General features: G+C 61.9%; 12 protein-coding genes. 9 read left to right on the forward strand and 3 right to left on the reverse strand.

Features of this window, described 5'->3' with window-relative positions:
* Positions 1–82 precede the first annotated feature (82 nt).
* Positions 83–1,102 carry an alpha/beta hydrolase gene (locus WM94_RS16705; protein WP_061551738.1) on the forward strand — a complete coding sequence of 340 codons (1,020 nt, stop codon included), beginning with the start codon at positions 83–85 and terminating at the stop codon, positions 1,100–1,102.
* A gap of 953 nt (positions 1,103–2,055) precedes the next feature.
* Here WM94_RS16705 and WM94_RS16715 read toward each other — a convergent pair.
* Positions 2,056–3,453, reverse strand: a complete 1,398-nt coding sequence (locus WM94_RS16715) for a PAAR domain-containing protein (protein ID WP_061551740.1) — start codon at positions 3,451–3,453, stop codon at positions 2,056–2,058.
* Positions 3,454–3,678: 225 nt separating this feature from the next.
* Between WM94_RS16715 and WM94_RS16720 the strand changes: the two genes are divergently transcribed.
* The gene (locus WM94_RS16720; protein WP_061551741.1) at positions 3,679–4,401 is read left to right on the forward strand and encodes a pirin family protein; all 723 of its coding nucleotides are present in this window, start codon (positions 3,679–3,681) and stop codon (positions 4,399–4,401) included.
* A 114-nt stretch (positions 4,402–4,515) separates the two neighbouring features.
* Here the strand turns inward: WM94_RS16720 and WM94_RS16725 are convergent, their stop codons facing one another.
* On the reverse strand, positions 4,516–4,809 hold the full coding sequence (locus tag WM94_RS16725) for a DUF1330 domain-containing protein (protein ID WP_061551742.1): 294 nt from the start codon (positions 4,807–4,809) through the stop codon (positions 4,516–4,518).
* Positions 4,810–4,887: 78 nt separating this feature from the next.
* Between WM94_RS16725 and ribBA the strand changes: the two genes are divergently transcribed.
* The 7 genes from ribBA to WM94_RS16760 all read left to right on the forward strand — a co-directional run bounded on the left by ribBA (position 4,888) and on the right by WM94_RS16760 (position 13,069).
* Positions 4,888–6,009, forward strand: a complete 1,122-nt coding sequence (gene ribBA, locus WM94_RS16730) for a bifunctional 3,4-dihydroxy-2-butanone-4-phosphate synthase/GTP cyclohydrolase II (protein ID WP_061551743.1) — start codon at positions 4,888–4,890, stop codon at positions 6,007–6,009.
* 329 nt (positions 6,010–6,338) lie between these two features.
* Complete coding sequence (locus WM94_RS16735) at positions 6,339–7,364, forward strand: ABC transporter substrate-binding protein (protein WP_013973153.1); 1,026 nt, start codon at positions 6,339–6,341, stop codon at positions 7,362–7,364.
* The gene (locus tag WM94_RS16740) at positions 7,361–8,278 is read left to right on the forward strand and encodes an ABC transporter permease (RefSeq protein ID WP_015270844.1); all 918 of its coding nucleotides are present in this window, start codon (positions 7,361–7,363) and stop codon (positions 8,276–8,278) included. Before WM94_RS16735 ends, WM94_RS16740 begins: the two co-directional genes overlap by 4 nt.
* Positions 8,279–8,284: 6 nt before the next feature.
* Positions 8,285–9,094 carry an ABC transporter permease gene (locus tag WM94_RS16745; protein ID WP_015270845.1) on the forward strand — a complete coding sequence of 270 codons (810 nt, stop codon included), beginning with the start codon at positions 8,285–8,287 and terminating at the stop codon, positions 9,092–9,094.
* A gap of 19 nt (positions 9,095–9,113) precedes the next feature.
* Positions 9,114–10,262, forward strand: coding sequence for an ABC transporter ATP-binding protein (locus tag WM94_RS16750; RefSeq protein ID WP_061551744.1), 1,149 nt, complete (start codon positions 9,114–9,116; stop codon positions 10,260–10,262).
* A gap of 143 nt (positions 10,263–10,405) precedes the next feature.
* Positions 10,406–11,713: a substrate-binding domain-containing protein gene (locus WM94_RS16755; RefSeq protein WP_061551745.1), complete on the forward strand. Its 1,308-nt coding sequence runs from the start codon at positions 10,406–10,408 to the stop codon at positions 11,711–11,713.
* 291 nt (positions 11,714–12,004) lie between these two features.
* On the forward strand, positions 12,005–13,069 hold the full coding sequence (locus tag WM94_RS16760) for a TerC family protein (RefSeq protein ID WP_061551746.1): 1,065 nt from the start codon (positions 12,005–12,007) through the stop codon (positions 13,067–13,069).
* Positions 13,070–13,145: 76 nt separating this feature from the next.
* On the opposite strand, the gene WM94_RS16765 is transcribed toward WM94_RS16760, so the two are convergent.
* The gene (locus WM94_RS16765; protein ID WP_061551747.1) at positions 13,146–14,375 is read right to left on the reverse strand and encodes an acyl-CoA dehydrogenase; all 1,230 of its coding nucleotides are present in this window, start codon (positions 14,373–14,375) and stop codon (positions 13,146–13,148) included.
* Positions 14,376–14,446: the final 71 nt, after the last annotated feature.

Raw genomic sequence — 14,446 nt, forward strand, 5'->3', positions numbered from 1 at the left:
AATCTACGCACAAGTCGCAGCGATGGCCCTGAAGGCCAGGCAAGACGCCCACTACCAACATTCAACAGAAAAGGATTCGCTCATGAACATTGTCCACAAAACCCTTACCGCTTCCCTTCTGGCCCTGTCCGTTTCCAGCGCCTTCGCTGCTGGCAGCCCGGGTATCGAACAGCACACCCAGGCCTTCCTCGAAGCCCTGGAACAAGGCGGCGGCAAGCCACTGGAGCAGCTCAGCCCGAAAGACGCCCGCGCGGTGCTGACCGGTGCCCAGGCCTCGGTCAAGGTCGATCTCTCGGGTATCGAGGTGAAGGAACGCACCATCCAGGCCAACGGCGAGTCGATCAAACTGCAAGTGGTGCGCCCGGCCAACGTGAAGGGTGAACTGCCGGTGTTCATGTTCTTCCACGGTGGCGGCTGGGTGCTCGGCGATTTCCCGACCCACCAGCGGCTGATCCGCGACCTGGTGGTTGGCTCTGGCGCAGTGGCGGTCTACGTCGACTACACCCCATCGCCGGAAGCGCACTACCCGACCGCGATCAACCAGGCCTACGCCGCCACCCGCTGGGTGGCCGAGCATGGCAAGGAAATTGGCGTGGACGGCAAGCGCCTGGCCGTGGCCGGCAACAGCGTCGGCGGCAACATGGCGGCAGTAGTGGCCTTGAAAGCCAAAGAGGCCGGCACCCCGGCTCTGCGTTTCCAGCTGCTGCTGTGGCCGGTGACCGATGCCAGCTTCGAAACTGCGTCGTACAAGCAGTTTTCCGAGGGGCACTTCCTGACCACCGGGATGATGAAGTGGTTCTGGGACAACTACACCACCGATGCCAAGGCGCGGGAACAGATCTACGCCTCGCCGCTGCGGGCCAGCAGTGAACAGCTCAAGGGCCTGCCGCCGGCCCTGGTGCAAACGGCCGAGTTCGACGTGCTGCGCGATGAAGGTGAGGCGTATGCCCGCAAGCTGAATGCCGCTGGCGTGACTGTGACCTCGGTGCGGTACAACGGGATGATTCATGACTATGGCTTGCTCAACCCGCTGAGCCAGGTACCGGCTGTAAAGGCGGCAATGCGCCAGGCGGGCACCGAACTTAAAGTGCACCTGCAGTAAATCGATGACCAGAAGACCCGCCTAGGCGGGTCTTTTGCTTCTATGGCGGAAATGGCCCGCAGGCTTCAATGAATCTGCCATCGGTGCGGCTATCTATGGCACCGTCCGCCCCGATGTAGATATCGACCCTGGGCCACTTGGGTTTGGCCCGAATGCAGTGCCACTTACCACGGTTGTTCCAATCGAGCTGCATGAAAAATTGGTCGTTCGGGAAGATATGCCCGGCGCGGCCTGTGGCTTCACCTGGGTAGATCTCACCTTTTGAAATGTCATCTTGAACATTTAAGATATAACCAAGACGCCCCTGGCCTTTGTCAGAAAAATGAAAACTCACCTAAGGTGTGGCGACATACCAAAAGATGATAGGCTTAAGCATTATCACCACTACCCAGCGCCAGATATACCGTTTCGGTTTATTTGCAGGCGTGATCACGCTTGCTATCTCCCGGTTTGAACGTAGCATCGGTGAAGACAAAGCCCGCGCGAGCGGGCTTTGTCGTCTGGCCTTACAACTTGAAGCAGTTCATTACTTCAAATAAGAGGCCGGCGAATCTCTTTATGGCTATTATTTGCCGAATCCAATGATGGTCCAGGCTGCAATTGCCCATGTGCATGCAACAGCATTACACCAAAAGGAGATTTGCAAGCGACGTTTGAGAGGGATGGGACAGTTCCGACAGTCTTCAGCATTCAACAGCCCTCTACGAACAACCAGCACAGGAAAAACTGCTCCCAGCATAACGCCTGAAACAATCATTGCCCTCGTTCGGATCGATATCGTGGTCCAATACTTCAGATCTTCTTTCAGGCCCGGGCTGTTCTGAAACGCCGAGCAAAGCTCCTCAAAGCGCCGCCCCATTGTTAAACGGTAGTGAACTCCAAGTCCGACAGCCCCGATGACAAAGGGCGCCAATAGAAATGCAAGCCGCAAGTTGATAGGCCACGCTGTGAACTCAGTCATAGAGTTTCTCGAACAGTAACTCACCTGTCGTCTCTCCAAGACCTTCGCCCATTTTGCTCAAAGCAAATGAAGCACTGCCAACCAACAAAACTCCGCAAGCCACTTTGCCGTATATGCCAAATGCACAAACCAGTTGAGATGCATCAGCCGCCAGTTTTGCGCCTGCCATTCCCCCGGCTAACCCACCCGAGAAGCTCCCGGTCTCTGTGAATCGGATTTTCTTGCATTCTTCGGTCTCACCTGCGCGGCAAGCTTCATGAACCTTCAGATAAGAGGAGCCACCGCCAAGCCCGACCCCGATCCAGCCGCCATACTTGAGATACTGTGAGGTCTTCGCCACTTCATCCAGATGTGTTGCATACCCGGGTATCTGCCCCGGCGCACCTGCCTTCTTCCAGTGATGTACAACGCTTTTCGTGGAGATGCCGAGGTCTCGGCGCAAGGTGTCATGACTTCCCAGATTTAATGCCTTGTTCAAAAATCCGACCCGCAATTGCGCCCCGAGTTGCTGATAAAGCTCCCTACGCGCAGTAAAGAAACTCGGACTATTCAAATGGCCATATATCGCGAACTCTCGTTGATGCAGAGCCTCGATCCCCTTCAACGTATCCTTGACCTGCCCCAACCCCCGCTCAAGCATGTCCTTGCCCACGCCCATCGACTGGCTCGCCCCATTGAGCACTCCAGCAATCTCGCCGATGTGTTCCATCATGAAGTTGGCTTCTTCATGGGAGAGAATCGATAGCGACTTCCGCGCCCTCTCTGCCACCATGATCAGCTGGTTCTCCTCGAAGCTGCAGGCATAGCCACTACTCGGGCTGCCGAGGACAAAAATCTCGCCCGCCTTGTACCCTTCGGGAAAGGTCGGATTGAGGCGTTGCAGCAGCGAGACAGGCAGCAGGCTATTTGTTGCGCCCAGGCTTTGCAGCACCTGCTCGAATGACATGCTGCGCTGCAAGATATGGAAACCCGGCTCTAATGTTGCCATTGAGTCGCGTTCAAAAGCGCTGAAAGCCTGGGCTGGGGTCTGCTCCGGTGAGGAAGGCGAACTCCGGGTGGTAGGCGACGATGGCGCTGTCTGAGTTGCACGGCCACCCGCAGAGTGAACCGCAGACCTTGCAATGACCCGGTTATTGCCCTCTGGACAGCCACACTTGACCAGCGCCCCGTCTACCACAGCTGGTTTTCCTTCAATGTTGAAGAAAGGCAGCCCTTCAACGATTAAACCGGGCTTCTTGCATTCCGGGCACTCTGTCGTGGTGTCCCCCAGGCGCAGAGCACGCTGGTCGTTCCCCCGATAATTGGTACTGCTGGCTATGCAGAGCGCCCCGGTGGTGGTGAGGTCTCCATCGAGTGCCTGTCCTTTGCCATGTATCGATATGCGTGTCATGAGCAACTCCCTGTATGGAAATCTCGACGCTATCACCGGCAAAACAGAAAGAAACCGAGCGGCGGAAAACTCAGAATTGCCCTACAAAAACCTGGGATAATTGTCACACATGACAAGACAGTCATTCCTTCCAGACACTATTTTTTAAAGAAATAGGTGACAGTAAAGTTATCTCCATAAACAGCAGGGCAGCCCTCCCGGCCCCGGCATTCAAGGAGAATCACCATGCTCACCGTCCGTAACGCCAAAGACCGCGGCCTGGCCTTTCATGGCTGGCTGAAATCGTTCCACACCTTCTCCTTCGGCCACTACCGCAACCCGGACGAGCAAGGGTTCTCGGACCTGCTGGTGATCAACGACGACCGCGTCATCCCCGGCAAGGGCTTTGGTCAACACCCGCACCGCGACATGGAGATTTTCTCCTACGTGCTGGAAGGCGCGCTGGAGCACAAGGACACGCTGGGCACCGGCTCGGTGATCCGCCCGGGCGATGTGCAGCTGATGAGCGCTGGCCACGGCGTGGCCCACAGCGAGTTCAACCACAGCCAGGTGCAGCCGGTGCACTTCCTGCAGATCTGGATCGTACCGAACGTGCAGGGGGCAACGCCGCGTTACCAGCAACAGCATTTCAGTGCCGAGGAAAAGCGCGGCAAGCTGCGCCTGGTCATCTCGCCGGATGGCGCCGAGGGGTCATTGCAGGTACGGCAGAATGCGCGGGTGTATGCCGGCCTGTTCGACGGTGACGAGCGTGCCATCCTGACCTTGCCGGAAAACCGCCATGCCTATGTGCATGTGGCCCGGGGCAGCATCGAGCTCAATGGGCAAGTGCTGAATGAAGGGGATGGGGTGCGAGTGAGGCAGGAACAGGTGCTGGAGCTGGGCAACGGGGTGGATGCCGAGGTGCTGGTATTCGACCTGCGGCCGCATGAGTTGCCTGGCATGCCTTGAGGCAGGTCCGGCCCTTTCGCGGGTAAACCCGCTCCCACAGGTACGCCACAGACTTCGAAATCTGTGGCGTACCTGTGGGAGCGGGTTTACCCGCGAAGAGGCCGCAAATCCAACTCAGGGCTCGACCCCTTCGACGATGATCACCTCAGCCTTCGCCCCCCCCTGGCGATGGCTGCAAGCCTCCTGGTACAGCTCGGACCGGTAACACGCCAGCGCCTGCTCGTACGAATCGAACTCGATCACCACGCTACGCTGAGGGGTAGGCCGCCCTTCCATCGCCTCGCTACGCCCGCCACGGGCCAGGAAACGGCCGCCGAATGCCTTGAAGGCAGCCGGGGCGCGCTGGGTGTACTGCTGGTATTGCTCGGGGTCGGTCACGTCCACATGGGCGATCCAATAGGCCTTCATGCGCTGTTCTCCTGTTACGGCGATATTTGTGTATGATGGTATACCATAATAATCACCCCACCACAGTGAGCGTGCAACATGGCTTTCAACAGCATCGAAGAACTTCTCGAGGACTACCGGCAAGGCAAGATGGTCCTGCTGGTGGATGACGAGGACCGGGAAAACGAAGGCGATCTGCTGATCGCCGCCGAGCGTTGCGACGCCCAGGCCGTCAACTTCATGGCCCGTGAAGCGCGCGGGCTGATCTGCCTGACGCTGACCGACGATCACTGCCAACGCCTGGGCCTGGAGCAGATGGTGCCGGCCAACGGCAGCGTTTTCAGCACCGCCTTCACCGTGTCGATCGAGGCTGCCACGGGCGTTACCACCGGTATTTCCGCTGCTGATCGGGCACGTACAGTGGCAGCGGCGATGGCCCCCAACGCCCGCCCGGAAGACCTGGTGCAACCCGGCCACATCTTCCCCCTGCGCGCCCGCGAAGGCGGTGTACTGACGCGCGCCGGCCACACCGAAGCCGGCTGCGATCTGGCGCGCCTGGCCGGGTTCACCCCGGCGTCGGTTATCGTCGAAGTACTCAACGATGACGGCACCATGGCCCGCCGCCCGGACCTGGAGGTGTTCGCTGCCCGGCACGGCATCAAGATAGGCACCATTGCCGACCTCATTCACTACCGCCTGAGCACCGAGCAGACCATCAAGCGCATCGGCGAACGCGAACTGCCGACCGTGCATGGCACCTTCCGCCTGGTCACCTACGAAGACCGCATCGAAGGTGGCGTACACATGGCCATGGTCATGGGCGATATCCGCCGCGAGCAGCCGACCCTGGTGCGAGTGCACGTGATCGACCCGCTGCGCGACCTGGTCGGCGCCGAATACGCCGGCCCCGCCAACTGGACGCTTTGGGCGGCGCTGCAGAAGGTGGCCGAGGAAGGCGCCGGCGTGGTGGTGATCCTGGCCAACCATGAGTCCTCGCAGGCGCTGCTGGAGCGCGTGCCGCAGCTGACCCAGCCGGTGCGGCCTTACCAGCGTGGGCAATCGAAGGTGTACTCGGAGGTGGGTACAGGCGCGCAGATTCTGCAGGATCTGGGCGTGGGCAAGCTGCGCCACCTGGGCCCGCCGCTGAAATACGCGGGGCTGGCAGGGTATGAGCTGGAGGTGGTGCAGAGCATCCCCTTCGAGCCGGACATGGTCGGCTAAAACACCGAAGCAACTGACTTGGCAGGGCCCTGTGGGAGCGGGTTCACCCGCGAATGCGATGGTGAAGCCACCAACGCATTCGCGGGTGAACCCGCTCCCACAGGGCCCGCGCTGTTTCTGAAAGGGGCGGAGTGATGGCCGGTAGCCTCATACCTCTTGCCAAAAGTTTGGAATACCATAATATGATATCCCGTAGACCTTGAATCTGCAGGCCGGCACCTACAATCAAAAACGGCCAAAAAACACTTTGTTTTAGCTGCTCCCCGAACACTGTTGGCGGGCGCACCACAAGCCCCGCCTCGAATAACAAAAGCAACGAGGGCGTAACCATGCTGTTGAGCAAACGTGTAACCGCAGTGCTGTCCGCCAGCCTGCTGACCCTGGCATGTCAGGCCGCCCAGGCCGCCGACAGCCTGAACTTCGTCAGCTGGGGCGGTACCACCCAGGACGCCCAGAAAGAAGCATGGGCCGTACCTTTCACCAAAGCCACCGACATCAAAGTCGTCCAGGACGGCCCCACCGACTATGGCAAGCTCAAGGCCATGGTCGAGAGCGGCAACGTGCAGTGGGACGTGGTCGACGTCGAAGCCGACTTCGCCCTGCGTGCCGCCAGCGAAGGCCTGCTAGAACCCCTCGATTTCACCCAGATCAAGCGCGACAAGATCGACCCGCGCTTCGTCTCCGACCATGGCGTCGGCTCGTTCTTCTTCTCCTTCGTGCTCGGCTACAACGAAGGCAAGCTCGGTGCCAACAAACCGGTGGACTGGACCGCCCTGTTCGATACCAAGACCTACCCCGGCAAGCGCGCCCTGTACAAATGGCCCAGCCCGGGCGTACTGGAACTGGCCCTGCTGGCCGACGGCGTAGCCCCCGACAAGCTGTACCCGCTGGACCTGGACCGCGCCTTCAAGAAGCTCGACACCATCAAGAAAGACATCGTCTGGTGGGGCGGCGGCGCCCAGTCGCAGCAACTGCTGGCCTCGGGTGAAGCCTCGCTCGGCCAGTTCTGGAACGGCCGCGTCTATGCCCTGCAGCAAGACGGTGCACCGGTGGGCGTGAGTTGGAAGCAGAACCTGGTCATGGCCGACTTCCTGGTCATCCCCAAAGGTGCCAAGAACAAGGACGCGGCCATGAAGTTCCTGGCCAACGCCAGCAGCGCCGAAGGCCAGGCCGAGTTTGCCAACAAGACCGCCTACGCGCCGGTGAACGTCGACAGCGTGGCCAAGCTGGACAAAGACCTCGCGCAGAACCTGCCGACCGCCTACGCCCAGGACCAGGTCACCCTCGACTTCGCCTACTGGGCCAAGAACGGCCAGGCCATCGCAGCCCGCTGGAATGAGTGGTTGGTCAAATGAAAGTCGCCATCAACGCCCTGCATAACGCGCAAGGTGCCCCCACGGGCACCGGCGCCCCGGGAACGGCCCCCCGCCGCGTCAGCCTGAGCCAGCGCTGGAAAGGCAGCCGCAATTTGCTGCCGGCGCTGCTGTTCCTTGGCCTGTTCTTCTTCGCCCCGCTCGCCGGCCTGTTGCTGCGCGGGGTGCTGGAGCCGACGCCGGGCCTGGGCAACTACGAGCAGCTGTTTGCCAACTCGGCCTATGCGCGGGTGCTGTTCAACACCTTCTCGGTGGCCGGCGTGGTCACCCTGATCAGCGTGCTGCTGGGCTTCCCGCTGGCCTGGGCAATTACCCTGGTGCCCAAGGGCTGGGGCCGCTGGTTGCTGAACATCGTGCTGCTGTCGATGTGGACCAGCCTGCTGGCGCGCACCTACTCGTGGCTGGTGCTGCTGCAGAGCTCGGGGGTGATCAACAAGGCGTTGATGGCCATGGGTATCATCGATGCCCCGCTGGAAATGGTGCACAACCTGACCGGCGTGGTGATCGGCATGAGCTACATCATGATCCCGTTCATCGTGCTGCCGCTGCAGGCGACCATGCACGCCATCGACCCGATGGTGCTGCAGGCCGGCTCGATCTGTGGCGCCAGCCCGTGGACCAATTTCTGGAAAGTGTTCCTGCCGCTGTGCCGCTCGGGGCTGTTCTCCGGGGCACTGATGGTGTTCGTGATGTCGCTCGGTTACTACGTCACCCCGGCCCTGCTGGGTGGTGCGCAAAACATGATGCTGCCCGAATTCATCATCCAGCAGGTGCAGTCGTTCCTCAACTGGGGCCTGGCCAGCGCCGCCGCCGCACTGCTGGTGGTGATCACCCTGGTGCTCTTCTACCTGTACCTGAAGCTGCAGCCGGAATCCCCGGTTGGCAACGCGAGGTAAACCGCCATGCTCCTGTCTCCCAATGCCATGGGCCGCCCGCTGCGTACGGGCCTGTACCTGACCACCGGGGTCATCGCGGCCTTCCTGCTGCTGCCGGTGGTGTTCATCGTGTTGCTGTCGTTCGGCTCGTCGCAGTGGCTGGTGTTCCCGCCACCGGGCTGGACCTTCAAGTGGTACGGCCAGTTCTTCTCCAACCCGGAGTGGATGGACGCCGCGCTGGCCAGCCTGAAGGTGGCCGTGCTGACCACCATCGCCGCCGTGCTGCTTGGCCTGCCCACCGCGTTTGCCCTGGTGCGCGGCCGCTTCCCGGGCCGCGAGCTGCTGTACGGGCTGTTCACCATGCCGATGATCGTGCCGCTGGTGATCATTGCCGTGGCGGTGTACGCGCTGTTCCTCAAGCTCGGCTACACCGGCACGCTGTTCGCCTTCGTGGTCAGCCACGTGATCGTCGCCCTGCCCTTCACCATCATCTCGATCATCAATTCGCTGAAGCTGTTCGACCAATCCATCGAGGATGCCGCGGTGATCTGCGGCGCCTCCCGCCTGCAGGCGATCTTCAAGGTAACCTTCCCGGCGATTCGCCCGGGGATGATCGCCGGCGGCCTGTTCGCCTTCCTGGTGTCGTGGGATGAAGTGGTGCTGAGCGTGATGATGGCCAGCCCCGACCTGCAGACCCTGCCGGTAAAGATGTGGACCACCCTGCGCCAGGACCTCAGCCCGGTCATCGCCGTGGCCTCGACCCTGCTGATCGGCCTGTCGCTGCTTGTCATGTTCATTGCCGCCGCCTTGCGCCGGCGCACCGAAGCCAACGCCTGAGCGCGCGGAGAAAACAACAATGAGTGCAGTGATCAAAGACAACGCGCACGGCAAGACCCTGGTCAGCCTGCGCGGCCTGAACAAGCACTACGGCGACTTCACCGCCGTGGACAACCTCGACCTGGAAATCCAGGACGGCGAGTTCCTGACCTTCCTCGGTTCCAGCGGCTCGGGCAAGTCCACCACCCTGTCGATGCTGGCAGGCTTCGAAACGCCGAGCAGCGGCGAGATCCTGGTCGATGGCCAGTCACTGGTCAACGTGCCGCCGCACAAGCGTGACATCGGCATGGTGTTCCAGCGCTATTCGCTGTTCCCGCACCTGAACGTGCGCGACAACATCGGCTTCCCGCTGGCCATTCGCAAGCTCAGTGCCAGCGAAACCAGCAAGCGCGTCGATGCCATGCTCAAGCTGGTGCAGCTGGAGAGGTTCGCCCATCGCAAGCCGTCGCAGATGTCCGGTGGCCAGCAGCAGCGCGTGGCTATCGCCCGGGCGCTGGTGTACGAACCGCGCATCCTGCTGATGGACGAACCGCTCGGCGCGCTGGACAAGAAGCTGCGCGAAGACCTGCAGGATGAACTGCGCCAGTTGCACCGGCGCCTGGGCATCACCATCGTCTACGTCACCCACGACCAGGAAGAAGCCATGCGCCTGTCCCAGCGCATCGCCATCTTCAGCCATGGCAAGATCGTCGGCCTGGGCACCGGTTACGACCTGTACCAGAACCCGCCGAATGCCTTCGTCGCCTCGTTCCTGGGCAACTCCAACTTCCTGCGGATCAAGGCCAGCAGCAATGGCGCGGGCAGCTTCGAGGGCCAGCCGGTAGCCATCCGCCTGACCCCGGGCCTGGCCGCCTCGCAGGATGCACTGATCATGGTGCGCCCGGAAAAGGCCTTGGCCCTGACCGCCGAACAGGCCGCGCGCGAGCCGCTGCCGGCGGGGTGGAACCAGGTCAGCGCCAAGGTTGGCGAAGTGCTGTTCCTGGGCGAGAGCCAGACCTGCCATGTGGTGACCGCGGGCGGTACCGAGCTGACGGTAAAGGCGCTGTCGGCGGCGGGCATGCCGATGCAGCCGGGGGATACCGTGAAGGTGCGCTGGGCGGTGGCGGATGCGTGCATCTATACCGAGTGGGCGGAAAGTGACCTGAGCAAGTCTGCCGGGGCGCATTGAAACCGCTGGGGCCGCTTTGCGGCCCTTTCGCGACACAAGGCCGCTCCTACAGGGGCGGCCTTTCACTGCCCCATGGACTGTCACATTATCATCACGCCACTGTCGTAATCTGCCGGCCATCTCTATGCCATAGGCCTTCCGGCATGCCCCGCCTGCTTGTCTTGCTGCTCACCCTGCTGCCGCTGGCGACCCTGGCCGAGCCCGCTCACCTGCGCGTGCAAGGCTCCAACACCATCGGCGCGGCCTTGCTGCCAGCGCTGGTGCAAGGGCAATTGCGCGCACAGCAAGCTACCGCCATCGAACAATACCCAGGCAAGCTGGCCAACGAGACTGTCATCACCGCTCGCGATAAGCATGGCCAGCCTTTGCGCATCGACATCGCCGCACACGGTTCCAGCACCGGCTTCGTCGCCCTGGGCCATGGCGAGGCCGACCTGGCCGCCGCGTCGCGGCCTATCAACGACAACGAAGCAAGCCAACTGCAGGCTTTGGGCGACCTGCGCGCCGCTGCCGCCGAACAAGTCATCGGCCTGGATGGCGTCGCGGTCATCGTTCACCCCGACAACCCGCTACCACAGCTCACCACGGAGCAACTGGCACAGATCTTTGCCGGGCAGATCCAGCGCTGGGAGCAATTGGGTGTTGCCGGCGGGGCCATCCACCTGTACGCCCGTGACGACCGCTCCGGTACCTTCGAGACCTTCAAGGCCCTGGTGCTGGAACCCCAGCAAAGCGAGCTTTCGCCCAAGGCCCAACGCTTCGAGTCCAGCGACGAGCTGGCCGCGCGAGTGGGCGCCGACCGCCAGGCCATCGGCTTCAGCAGCCTGGCGGCGGTGCATGGAGCCAAGGTGCTGGCGGTGGCCGAAGGTGACGCGCCGGCCATGCTGCCGGAGCGTGCACTGGTGGCCAGCGAGGACTACCCGCTGTCACGGCGCCTGTACTTCTACCTGCCGGCCAACCCCAAGCCCCAGGCCAAGGCGCTGGCCGATTTCACCCAGAGTCCCGCGGGCCAGGCGATCGTCGCCCAACAGGGTTTCGTTTCGCAGCAGATCAAGGCCCAACCTGTGCCCCTTCAGGCCGACATGCCGCCGCGCTATCGCACCCTCGCCCTACAGGCGCAACGGTTGAGCGTGAATTTCCGCTTCCAGGAAGGCAGCGCCAGCCTCGACAACAAGGCCCTGCGCGATGTCCAGCGGGTTGCCGACTACCTGCGCCAAGCGGGCAAGTTGCAGCGCAAGGCGGTGCTGGTGGGCTTTGGCGACCCCAAGGAGACACCCGGTCGCGCCGCTCTGCTCTCCCGCCTAAGGGCCCAGGCGGTGCGCCGCGAGCTGGCGCGCGATGGCGTGGAGGTGCTGGAGGTGACCGGGATGGGAGATGAATTGCCAGTGGCAGGGAACGAGCTGGAGCAAGGGCGACTGCGTAATCGCCGGGTAGAAGTGTGGGTGCATTGATCTGAAAGCAGCACACACCCTGTAGGAGCAGCCTTGTGCTGCGAAGAGGCCAGTATGGCCAACACATTTGTGCAAGGTTGACCGGCCTCTTCGCAGCACAAGGCTGCTCCTACAAGAAGCGTGCTTAAGTGTGTGCCGTGCTTGGCAAAGAAATGTAACAGCTCCCCATTCGGCATCACCGGCAAACGGGTCTAGGCTCAAGCCCATGTGATACCGGGCCCCTCTGACGGCTGCCAGGCCGCCATGTCGGATCACTGTTGCCATGCAACGTCGACATTCAAGGAGGGGCTCATGACAGCTCTACACACATTCCTCACCACCCCGTTCCTCGGTACCAGCACCTGGTTGTGGCTGGTGTTCATGGCCATCGTCATCGGTTTGCTGGTACTCGACCTGGGCGTGCTGCACCGTCACGACCGGGAAATCGAAATGCGCGAGAGCCTGCTGCTGTATTCGGGCTATTTCAGCGTCGGCGTGCTGTTCGGCGTCGGTGTCTGGTACCAGTTGGGCGCGCAGTCGGCGCTGGAGTTCTACACCGGGTTCCTGGTCGAACAGTCGCTGTCGATGGACAACGTGTTCGTCATGGCGATGATCTTCAGCTATTTCGCCATCCCCCGCCGCTACCAGCACCGCGTGCTGTTCTGGGGCATCCTCGGGGTGGTGTTCCTGCGGGCGATCATGATCGGCGTGGGCGCGGCGCTGGTGCAGAACTTCGCCTGGGTACTGTATATCTTCGGTGCCTTCCTGCTGTTTACCGGGGTGAAGATGGCGCTGTCGAAGGAAGATAGCCGCCCCGACCTGGCCAACAACCCGATCCTCAAGTTCGTGCGCCGGCACATGCGGGTCACCGAGCAGATCCACGGCTCGCACTTCTTCGTGCAGCAGACCCCGCCCGGGCAGCACAAGGCGCTACGCCATGCCACCCCGCTGTTCATGGCGCTGGTGCTGATCGAACTGGCCGACCTGGTGTTCGCCGTCGACAGTGTCCCGGCAATCTTCGCCATCACCCAGGACCCGTTCATCGTCTACACCTCGAACATCTTCGCCATCCTCGGCTTGCGCTCGTTGTATTTTGCGCTGGCGGCGCTGATGCACCGGTTCGTTTACCTCAAGTACGCGCTCGCGCTGGTGCTGATCTTCATTGGCTGCAAAATCTTCTACCACGGCATGGTGGGCAAGGTGCCAGCATTGCTGTCGCTGGGGGTGACGTTCGGGTTGTTGCTGGGTGGGGTGGTGGTTTCGTTGATCAAGACGCGGGGGGAAAAGCCGGAAATCAAGGGTGCTCAATCCAGACAGCCTTCAAATGCCGATCGCACAGTCAGCGAGAAGGAGGAAGACCCGCAGATGCGGGTCTGACCATCCAGAGAACCAGTGAGCCTTCAAGGGCCTCTTAGCGGGCAAGCCCGCGAAGAGGCCGGAACAAGCCGGTAAATCACCGCCCGCTACGCATCATCTCCGCCGGCACGTACTTGCCGATCTCATACTTGCCGATCGCCGCCCGGTGCACTTCATCTGGCCCGTCGGCCAGGCGCAAGGTGCGTTGCATGGCGTACATGTAAGCCAGCGGGAAATCGCCACTCACCCCTGCCCCGCCATGAATCTGGATCGCCCGGTCGATCACCTTCAGTGCGACGTTCGGCGCCACTACCTTGATTTGCGCAATCTCGCTGCGGGCTACCTTGTTGCCGACCGTGTCCATCATGTAGGCCGCTTTCAACGTCAGCAGCCGGGCCATGTCGATCTCCATGCGCGAGTCGGCAATCTTGTCGACGTTGCCGCCCAGACGCGCCAGTGGCCGGCCGAAGGCGATACGCTCCACCGAGCGCTTGCACATCAGTTCCAGCGCGCGCTCGGCCATGCCGATCGAGCGCATGCAGTGGTGGATACGGCCAGGGCCAAGGCGCCCCTGGGCAATTTCGAAGCCACGGCCTTCACCCAGGATCACGTTCTCATACGGTACCCGCACATTCTCGAAGAGCACCTCGGCGTGGCCATGGGGAGCATCGTCATAGCCGAACACCGGCAGCGGGCGGACGATCTTCACCCCAGGCGCATCGGTGGGCACCAGCACCATCGAGTGCTGCTGGTGGCGTGGCCCTTCAGGGTCGGACAAGCCCATGAAGATCATTACCTTGCAGCGCGGGTCGCAAGCGCCGGAGGTCCACCACTTGCGGCCGTTGATTACCCATTGGTCACCGTCACGCACGGCGGTGGCGGCCATGTTGGTGGCATCCGAGGAGGCCACGTCCGGTTCGGTCATGGCGAACGCCGAACGGATCTCGCCACGCAGCAGCGGCTCCAGCCACTGGCGCTTCTGCGCTTCACTGCCATAGCGCACCAGCACTTCCATGTTGCCGGTGTCCGGCGCCGAGCAGTTGAACGGCTCCGGGCCGAGCAACGAACGGCCCATGATTTCCGCCAGCGGGGCGTATTCCAGGTTGCTCAGGCCGGCACCGTATTCCGATTCGGGCAGGAACAGGTTCCACAGCCCTTCAGCGCGGGCCTTGGCCTTGAGTTCTTCCATGATCGCGGTGGGCTGCCAGCGGTCACCCTCGGCGACCTGGCGCTCGAACACCGCCTCGGCGGGGTAGACATAGGCGTCCATGAACGCGCTGACGCGCTCACGCAGTGCCTGGACCTTGGGCGAATAGGCGAAATCCATCGGGGCTACCTTCACGGTTCGGAGTACATGGGCCAGAGCCTAGAGCAGCATGGCCTCATCCACCTAGCCTA

The sequence above is a fragment of the Pseudomonas sp. ABFPK genome (genome assembly GCF_001586765.1).
Taxonomy (GTDB): Bacteria; Pseudomonadota; Gammaproteobacteria; order Pseudomonadales; family Pseudomonadaceae; genus Aquipseudomonas; species Aquipseudomonas asiatica.

Bases quoted from the DNA above. Each gene is read 5' to 3' on its own strand.
- WM94_RS16705 (WP_061551738.1), top strand. From the start codon at position 83: ATGAACATTGTCCACAAAACCCTTACCGCTTCCCTTCTGGCCCTGTCC.
- WM94_RS16715 (WP_061551740.1), bottom strand. From the start codon at position 3,453: ATGACACGCATATCGATACATGGCAAAGGACAGGCACTCGATGGAGAC.
- WM94_RS16720 (WP_061551741.1), top strand. From the start codon at position 3,679: ATGCTCACCGTCCGTAACGCCAAAGACCGCGGCCTGGCCTTTCATGGC.
- WM94_RS16725 (WP_061551742.1), bottom strand. From the start codon at position 4,809: ATGAAGGCCTATTGGATCGCCCATGTGGACGTGACCGACCCCGAGCAA.
- ribBA (WP_061551743.1), top strand. From the start codon at position 4,888: ATGGCTTTCAACAGCATCGAAGAACTTCTCGAGGACTACCGGCAAGGC.
- WM94_RS16735 (WP_013973153.1), top strand. From the start codon at position 6,339: ATGCTGTTGAGCAAACGTGTAACCGCAGTGCTGTCCGCCAGCCTGCTG.
- WM94_RS16740 (WP_015270844.1), top strand. From the start codon at position 7,361: ATGAAAGTCGCCATCAACGCCCTGCATAACGCGCAAGGTGCCCCCACG.
- WM94_RS16745 (WP_015270845.1), top strand. From the start codon at position 8,285: ATGCTCCTGTCTCCCAATGCCATGGGCCGCCCGCTGCGTACGGGCCTG.
- WM94_RS16750 (WP_061551744.1), top strand. From the start codon at position 9,114: ATGAGTGCAGTGATCAAAGACAACGCGCACGGCAAGACCCTGGTCAGC.
- WM94_RS16755 (WP_061551745.1), top strand. From the start codon at position 10,406: ATGCCCCGCCTGCTTGTCTTGCTGCTCACCCTGCTGCCGCTGGCGACC.
- WM94_RS16760 (WP_061551746.1), top strand. From the start codon at position 12,005: ATGACAGCTCTACACACATTCCTCACCACCCCGTTCCTCGGTACCAGC.
- WM94_RS16765 (WP_061551747.1), bottom strand. From the start codon at position 14,375: ATGGATTTCGCCTATTCGCCCAAGGTCCAGGCACTGCGTGAGCGCGTC.